Below are 6,929 nucleotides of genomic sequence, written 5' to 3'. Positions count from 1 at the left end.
CGAACAGCGTGGCGGCCGTCCGGCCCTCACGCAGCCGGTCCTGCTGGGCATCACCAAGGCTTCGCTGCAGACCCGCAGCTTCATCTCCGCGGCCTCGTTCCAGGAGACGACGCGCGTGCTGACCGAAGCCGCGGTCCAGGGTAAGAACGACACCCTGGAAGGCCTCAAGGAGAACGTGATCGTGGGCCGCCTCATCCCGGCGGGCACGGGCTCGTACCTGCGCAACCTGCAGCGCATCGCCGCCAAGCGCGACGAAGCCCTGACGGCCAGCCGCGAGGAAGCCATGGAGCCGCTGCCGGCGGAGATCGCCGATGCGGCGGTCGCCGAGACGGTGGAGTCCTAAACTCTCCAGTACCTGTCACGCGTAACGAGCGGCCCGGGAGCAATCCCGGGCCGTTTTGTCTTTGCGCGGCCTTGCTCTAGGCGCCGCCTCGACATCGCGGCTAGGCTGCGACTCGTTGGGGAACACTCGGGGGTGGCGTTCGTGAAAGCTCTATGGATGGCGGCGGCGGCCGCCTGCGTGTTTGCGCCCGCCAAGGCTGCGCCACCGCCGGCGTCGGCGTTCGGGCGCGTTCCGGCCGTGGTGGACGCCGCAATCTCGCCCAACGGCCAACGGATCGCGATCCTGGGCGGTACGAGCGAGCAGCGCTTCGTCTCGATCGCCACGATCGATCAGTCCGGGCTCCCGGCGCTGCCTCTCGGCCAGGTCGAAGCCGTAAGCGTGCGCTGGGCCGGCGACGACCACGTGCTGGCGCGGATCGCATACTGGGAGAGCACGGGGCCACGGCTCGCCTATCGTCTGGAACGCAACATTTCCATCGCGCCGGACGCCAAGCCTGTCGCGCGGCTCCTGGACAATGATGTGCTGTCACAATTCGTCGCGCGCCAGCCAATCCTCGGGATCACCGATACGGCGCCGACGCGCGCGCTGGTCCTGGGTCTCGTTGACAACGGCCGCTCCGACGACCGCTTCGACACGCGGATGAAGCGCAAGGGGACAAGCGGTACGCTCTTCGCCCTGTGGTCGGTGGATCCGAACACGGGCAACGGCAAGCTGGTGGAGCGGGGCAACGACGACACCACGAGCTGGGAAGTCGATCTGGCCGGACAACCGCGCGTCCGGCTCGACATCGACGAGATCAACCACCGTTTCTCCGTGTTCGGGAAACCGGGCGGGAAGGGCGAATGGAAACCGATCTGGGATGGCGGCAGCTACGAGAGCCGCCGCCTGTACTACGGCTACTCCGAGCCTGACGATGCGATCTACCTTGCCCAGGAAGGTCGGCTGGTGAAGAAGCGGCTGGGCGACGGCACGGTCGAGCCGCTGGGCCAGACCGGCAGCGGCCCCTCGCTGAGGCTTGTCTGGGACGAGCATCGCAACACCGCGGTCGGAATCTCCTCCGGCGGGGAACGGACCATCTACGAGTGGCTCGATCCCGAGATTGGCGCCGCGGCCAATGTGCTCGTCCGCGCCTTCAAGGCCGAGGAGGTAAACCTCGAGGGGTGGTCCAGGGATCGTACTCGGTTCCTGGCGCGCGTCGCTGGGCCGAACTCACCGGGCGTCTGGTACCTCTACGACCGCACGCGCAAGGAGGTCTCGCCGCTGGGCGAGGAGTACCCGGAGCTGAAAGGCGCCGCGCTCGGGACGACGAGCTGGATGACCTACAAGGCGCGCGACGGACTGGAGATCCCCGCCTATGTGACCCTGCCGCCGGGCGCCAAGCCGGGCGCGAAGCTGCCATTGATCGTCTATCCGCACGGCGGACCACGGTCCCGCGACAACTATGACTTCGACTTCGTTGCGCAGTTTCTGGCGACCCGCGGCTACGTGGTCCTGCAACCGCAGTTTCGCGGCTCGTGGGGATTTGGAGACGACTTCGAGGCGGCCGGTCGGGGCGAGTGGGGCGGCAAGATGCAGACCGATCTTCTCGACGGTGTGGCCGCCCTGGCGGCGTCGAACGACATCGACCCGCAGCGCGTCTGCATAGTTGGCGCAAGCTTCGGTGGCTATGCGGCGCTCGCCGGTGCGAGCCTCCACCCCGATGTCTATCGCTGCGCGGCGTCCATCGCCGGCGTCGCCGATCTGGGACAGCTGATTATCGACGACGCCCGCACGCACGGGCGCGAGGCCGCCGCTATCGATGAGCTGAAAGCCGACCTTGGTGCGACTTCGAGCGATAGGCTCGCCGCGCAGTCCCCGGCGCGCCACGCTGCGGCCGTGAAAGCCTCGATCCTGCTCATCCACGGCGACAAGGACACGGTGGTTCTGCCTAGTCAGTCACAGCTCATGGCTGAGCGCCTGAAGGCGGCGGGCAAGCCGTACGACTTGGTCATCCTGCCTGGTGAGAACCACTATCTCACCAAGACGGCGAACCGGACGCGGGCCCTGGAGGCGCTCGAACAGTTTTTGGCGAAGAACCTGCCTGTGAACTGACACAGTCCCTTGGCATACGCGTACGGGCGCCTAGATCACGCGTACGCCTCAAGGAGACCGCCCGTGCCGCTGCTGCTCTGCCCGAACTGCAACACCTCCATGCAGAACGTGAACCGTTCCGGCGTGGACATCGACATGTGCCCGAGCTGCCGGGGCGTGTGGCTGGACCGCGGCGAGCTGGAGAAGCTGCTCGAGGGCCAGCGTGAGGAGCGTAGCGGGCAGCAGCAGGACCGCGAGCGCTTCGACCGCGAGGTGCGCGATTTCCACCGCGATCCGGAGGACTGGCGCCGCCGCCATCCCTACGACCAGAAGCACGGCCAGCACCGCTACGACGACGACTACCACTACCGGAAGAAGAAGAAGGGCTTCGATATCTTCGACATCTTCGATTGACGCGGCGCGCCGGTTGATTCAGATCAAAGATGACGCAGGCGTCATCTTTACGATGTTCCCGAAGCCCGGAACTGGGCCAGGGAGATCGCCATGCTGAACGTCCAAGAGGTCAAGGGGCCGCCGACCGAGGTCCAGTACTTCGACGAGGACGAACTCGCCCACCGCCTTACCGACCACGACGTCGAAGTGATCCGGGAGATCTTCCGGACGCCTCTGACCGGATCGTACAACTGGGACTACGAGGCGGCGAACAGCCGGATCCGGCGCCTCTACGAGCTGGGCAAACGGTTCAACTGGAACACCGAGTTCGACGTCGACTGGACGCTCGAGGCCGAGCCGCGCGTGTTGGCCGAGGACGACGGTCCGGAGGGCTTCAGGGATCATCCGAAGTGGAAGGCGCTGACGGCCGGGCAGAAGGCCGACTTCATGCGACGCACGTCGGCACAGACGCTGTCGCAGTTCCTGCACGGGGAGCAGGGCGCGCTGATGGTGGCGTCCCAACTGGTGAGTTGCGCGCCGACCCATGACGCCAAGCTGTACGCCGCCTCCCAGACGTTCGACGAGGCTCGCCACGTGGAGGTGTTCCACCGCTACCTGATGGAACGCTGCCATATGATCTACCCGATCAACCTGAACCTGAAGCTCCTGCTCGACAAGGTGCTGACCGACGAGCGGTGGGACCTCAAGTTCATCGGCATGCAGATCCTGATCGAGGGCCTGGCGCTCGCCGCCTTCCAGACCATCCACGCCCAGACGCCCGACCCGCTGTTGCGGCAGATCGTGGGACTCGTCATGCGCGACGAGGGCCGGCACGTGGCGTTCGGCGTGAACTACCTGGAGGATTGGATCCGCTCGCTGCCGCAGGACCAGATCGAGGAACGGGCCAATTTCGCGTACGAGGCCTGTGTCGTGATGAAGAACCGGCTGATCTCGACCACCGTCGCCGAGGAGTTCGGCTTCACGCGCGAGGAGGCCCTGGAGATCAACGCCGCGAGCCAGGGCGGTCAGGCATTCCGCAAGTTCCTGTTCGAAAGGATGATCCCGAACCTGAAGCGCGTAGGACTGCTGACCGACGCCATCCGGCCGAAGTTCGAGGAGCTGGGCGTGCTTGAGTTCGAGAGCATGCAGCACGACGGCGCCATCGACTGGGCCGTGCTGGAGGCGCCGCTCGAGACCAAGTCCCGCGTGGCCGCCTAGAAGGGGACCTTGAGCTCGCGGCGGGAGTCGTTCCCCGTGGCGCGCCCGAGGTCTTCCGACGTCGCGCCCATGCCCATGTTCGGGTTGCCGGGCCGCTCGATAGCGCCCGCGTTGCGGCCGGTTCCGGAGACGCCCACGCCGCCCGGCGCCGAGCGCTTGTAGCCATAGTCCTGTTCCTTGCGGCGCGCCGCCGCCTCTAGCTCGGAGGCCTTGTCGCGATCGACGCCCAGGCCCAGGACGGGCGCGTCGCGGCCGGCGGCGCCGAATCGCTCGAGGCACCTCTCGCGCTCGGCGCGGCTGAGTCGCGCATCGTCGCAGTTGAGGCGGCTGCGCAGCGCGTTGCGGGCGTTGGCGGCGAAGGCGTCCTCCTGGGTGGGCAGGTTCAAGACGCGCGGACCCGGCGTCGGCGCGGCCCGTTCCTCGGCGGGCTCTTCCTCGGTGGGTGCGATCAGCGGCGCGATCGGCGGCAGGTCGTCAGCGAACCGCTGGGGCCGGCGGTGCAGACGGATCGGCGACGGCTTGGCGCCGGGCGCGGCGTTGGGCGGCGGGGCGCGCGGCAGGATCAGTACCGGGATCACCGCCTCGGGCGGACCGGACTCCTGCGGCGGGATCTTCAGGCGTGGCGCGTGCACCGCGACGGCGGTCAGCAGGGCGGCATGCACGGCCACGGAGGCCGCCACGATCCCGTACCTTCGGCTCCGTCGCGCCGCCGGCATCTACTCTCCTTATTCCCCTCGGAGCTGCGCCTTAGGGAAGGGGGCGCTGCGAGGCGAATTCATGGCCGAGCCGCGGCATGGCTGCACTGCAGCACACGAGATTGACGCGACGGTCCTTCCCGACTATGTAGCGCGCTCTTTCGAGGCCGGGGATTCTTCCCAGCTCCGATGAGCCGCTCCCGCCGGAACGCCTGAACGGTGCTCCGGCGATTGTTTGCGTTTCGTCGGTCGGTTTCGAACCATGACCACAACGACCCCAACCGAGGCGCCCCGGCCAAACGGCACACGCCTCCACGAAGCGAGAGTAGATGCCGACAGTCAACCAGCTCATCCGCAAGCCGCGCCAGGACAAGCCCTCGCGGAACAAGGTCCCGGCCCTGAAGGGGTGCCCGCAGCGTCGCGGCGTCTGCACCCGGGTCTACACCACGACCCCGAAGAAGCCGAACTCGGCTCTGCGTAAGGTCGCCAAGGTGCGCCTGACCACCGGCATCGAAGCGGTGTGCTACATCCCCGGCGAAGGCCACAACCTGCAGGAACACTCGGTGGTCCTGATCCGTGGCGGCCGTGTGAAGGACCTTCCGGGTGTCCGCTATCACATCCTCCGCGGCGTGCTCGACACCCAGGGGGTCAAGGACCGCAAGCAGCGCCGTTCGCTCTACGGCGCCAAGCGTCCGAAGTAAGGAATTCCAGAGATGTCCCGTCGCCGTCGCGCAGACAAACGAGTCGTCCTTCCCGATCCGAAGTTCGGGGATCTCGTCGTCACCAAGTTCATGAACTACGTGATGTACGAAGGTAAGAAGGCCGTGGCCGAGAACATCGTCTACGGCGCCTTCGATATCCTCGAGACCCGCCGCAAGGACCTGGGCCCGCTGGAGACCTTCCACGCCGCCCTGGACAACGTGGCTCCGGCCATCGAGGTGCGTTCCCGCCGGGTCGGCGGCGCCACCTACCAGGTTCCGGTGGAAGTGCGTCCCGAGCGTCGCCGCGCCCTGGCCATCCGCTGGCTGGTCAACGCCGCCCGCAACCGCGGCGAGAACACCATGACCGAGAAGCTGGCCGGCGAGCTGCTGGACGCCTCCTCGAACCGCGGTTCGGCCGTCAAGAAGCGTGAAGACACGCACAAGATGGCTGAAGCCAACCGGGCCTTCTCGCACTACCGCTGGTAAGCCCGACTTCCAAGTGAGCTTTCCGGCGCGGGCGGTTTGAGATAAACCGCCCGCGCCGTTCGTTCAGCCTCTTCCGAACAGCCCTTTTTTCGCAAGGCATCCGCTATGCCCCGCACGCATAAAATCGAAGACTACCGCAACTTCGGCATCATGGCGCACATCGACGCCGGCAAGACGACGACGACGGAGCGGATCCTCTACTACACCGGCAAGAGCCATAAGATCGGTGAAGTCCATGACGGCGCGGCCACCATGGACTGGATGGAGCAGGAGCAGGAGCGCGGCATCACCATCACGTCGGCGGCGACGACGACGTTCTGGAACGACAAGCGCCTGAACATCATCGACACCCCCGGGCACGTGGACTTCACCATCGAGGTGGAGCGGAACCTGCGCGTCCTCGACGGCGCCGTGGCGGTGCTCGACGGCAACCAGGGCGTGGAGCCGCAGACCGAGACGGTGTGGCGTCAGGCCGACAAGTACAACGTTCCGCGCATCGTGTTCGTCAACAAGATGGACAAGATCGGCGCCGACTTCGACTTCTGCGTGCGCACGATCCGCGAGCGCCTGGGCGTGAAGGCCGTTCCGATCCAGCTTCCGATCGGCTCGGAAGCCAACCTGAAGGGCATCGTCGACCTGGTCCGCATGAAGGCGGTGATCTGGGAAAGCGAAGGCCTGGGCGCGAACTACCACGACGCCGAGATCCCGGCCGACATGAAGGAAAAGTGCGAGGAAGCTCGCCACTACATGATCGAGAACGCCGTCGAGCTCGATGACGACGCCATGGAGGCCTACCTCTCCGGCGAAGAGCCGAGCCAAGAGGTGATCAAGAAGTGCCTGAAGAAGGCCGTGATCACCGGCGCATTCTATCCGATCCTCGCCGGCTCGGCCTTCAAGAACAAGGGCGTGCAGCCGCTGCTGGACGCCGTGGTCGACTACCTGCCGTCGCCGGTGGACATCCCGCCGACGAGGGGCATCGACTTCCGCACCGAGCAGGAAGTCGAGCGCCGCCCGGACGACAAC

Annotated in this window: 8 protein-coding genes; 7 read left to right on the top strand and 1 reads right to left on the bottom strand. The window is 66.6% G+C overall.

Annotation, left to right across the window (positions count from 1 at the left end; genetic code table 11):
- The 4 genes from VGD44_RS18660 to VGD44_RS18645 all read left to right on the top strand — a co-directional run.
- Nucleotides 1-343 (top strand): hypothetical protein (locus VGD44_RS18660; protein ID WP_331089878.1); only part of this gene is annotated, 343 nt, incomplete at its 5' end.
- Between the two features lie 132 nt (nt 344-475).
- Complete coding sequence (locus tag VGD44_RS18655) at nt 476-2,434, top strand: S9 family peptidase (protein ID WP_331089877.1); 1,959 nt, start codon at nt 476-478, stop codon at nt 2,432-2,434.
- Between the two features lie 63 nt (nt 2,435-2,497).
- Nucleotides 2,498-2,827, top strand: a complete 330-nt coding sequence (locus tag VGD44_RS18650; protein ID WP_331089876.1) for a zf-TFIIB domain-containing protein — start codon at nt 2,498-2,500, stop codon at nt 2,825-2,827.
- A gap of 90 nt (nt 2,828-2,917) precedes the next feature.
- Entirely contained in the window at nt 2,918-4,024 is a 1,107-nt protein-coding gene (locus tag VGD44_RS18645; protein ID WP_331089875.1) for a ferritin-like domain-containing protein, read from the top strand.
- Here the strand turns inward: VGD44_RS18645 and VGD44_RS18640 are convergent.
- The gene (locus tag VGD44_RS18640) at nt 4,021-4,740 is read right to left on the bottom strand and encodes a hypothetical protein (RefSeq protein WP_331089874.1); all 720 of its coding nucleotides are present in this window, start codon (nt 4,738-4,740) and stop codon (nt 4,021-4,023) included. The genes VGD44_RS18645 and VGD44_RS18640 overlap by 4 nt on opposite strands.
- A gap of 308 nt (nt 4,741-5,048) precedes the next feature.
- Between VGD44_RS18640 and rpsL the strand changes: the two genes are divergently transcribed.
- From rpsL to VGD44_RS18625, 3 genes are all read left to right on the top strand, one after another.
- The gene (gene rpsL / locus VGD44_RS18635; RefSeq protein ID WP_056018026.1) at nt 5,049-5,420 is read left to right on the top strand and encodes a 30S ribosomal protein S12; all 372 of its coding nucleotides are present in this window, start codon (nt 5,049-5,051) and stop codon (nt 5,418-5,420) included.
- 12 nt (nt 5,421-5,432) lie between these two features.
- Nucleotides 5,433-5,906 carry a 30S ribosomal protein S7 gene (rpsG, locus tag VGD44_RS18630; RefSeq protein WP_331089873.1) on the top strand — a complete coding sequence of 158 codons (474 nt, stop codon included), beginning with the start codon at nt 5,433-5,435 and terminating at the stop codon, nt 5,904-5,906.
- 105 nt (nt 5,907-6,011) lie between these two features.
- On the top strand, nt 6,012-6,929 hold a 918-nt coding region (locus tag VGD44_RS18625), incomplete at its 3' end, for a GTP-binding protein (protein WP_331089872.1).

This window comes from Phenylobacterium sp. (genome assembly GCF_036402295.1).
GTDB lineage: Bacteria > Pseudomonadota > Alphaproteobacteria > Caulobacterales > Caulobacteraceae > Phenylobacterium.
The sequence above is the reverse complement of the archived record's forward strand: the minus strand, read 5'-3'. Positions and strand labels throughout refer to the sequence as shown.

Bases quoted from the DNA above. Each gene is read 5' to 3' on its own strand.
- VGD44_RS18645 (WP_331089875.1), top strand. From the start codon at position 2,918: ATGCTGAACGTCCAAGAGGTCAAGGGGCCGCCGACCGAGGTCCAGTAC.
- VGD44_RS18640 (WP_331089874.1), bottom strand. From the start codon at position 4,740: ATGCCGGCGGCGCGACGGAGCCGAAGGTACGGGATCGTGGCGGCCTCC.
- rpsG (WP_331089873.1), top strand. From the start codon at position 5,433: ATGTCCCGTCGCCGTCGCGCAGACAAACGAGTCGTCCTTCCCGATCCG.
- rpsL (WP_056018026.1), top strand. From the start codon at position 5,049: ATGCCGACAGTCAACCAGCTCATCCGCAAGCCGCGCCAGGACAAGCCC.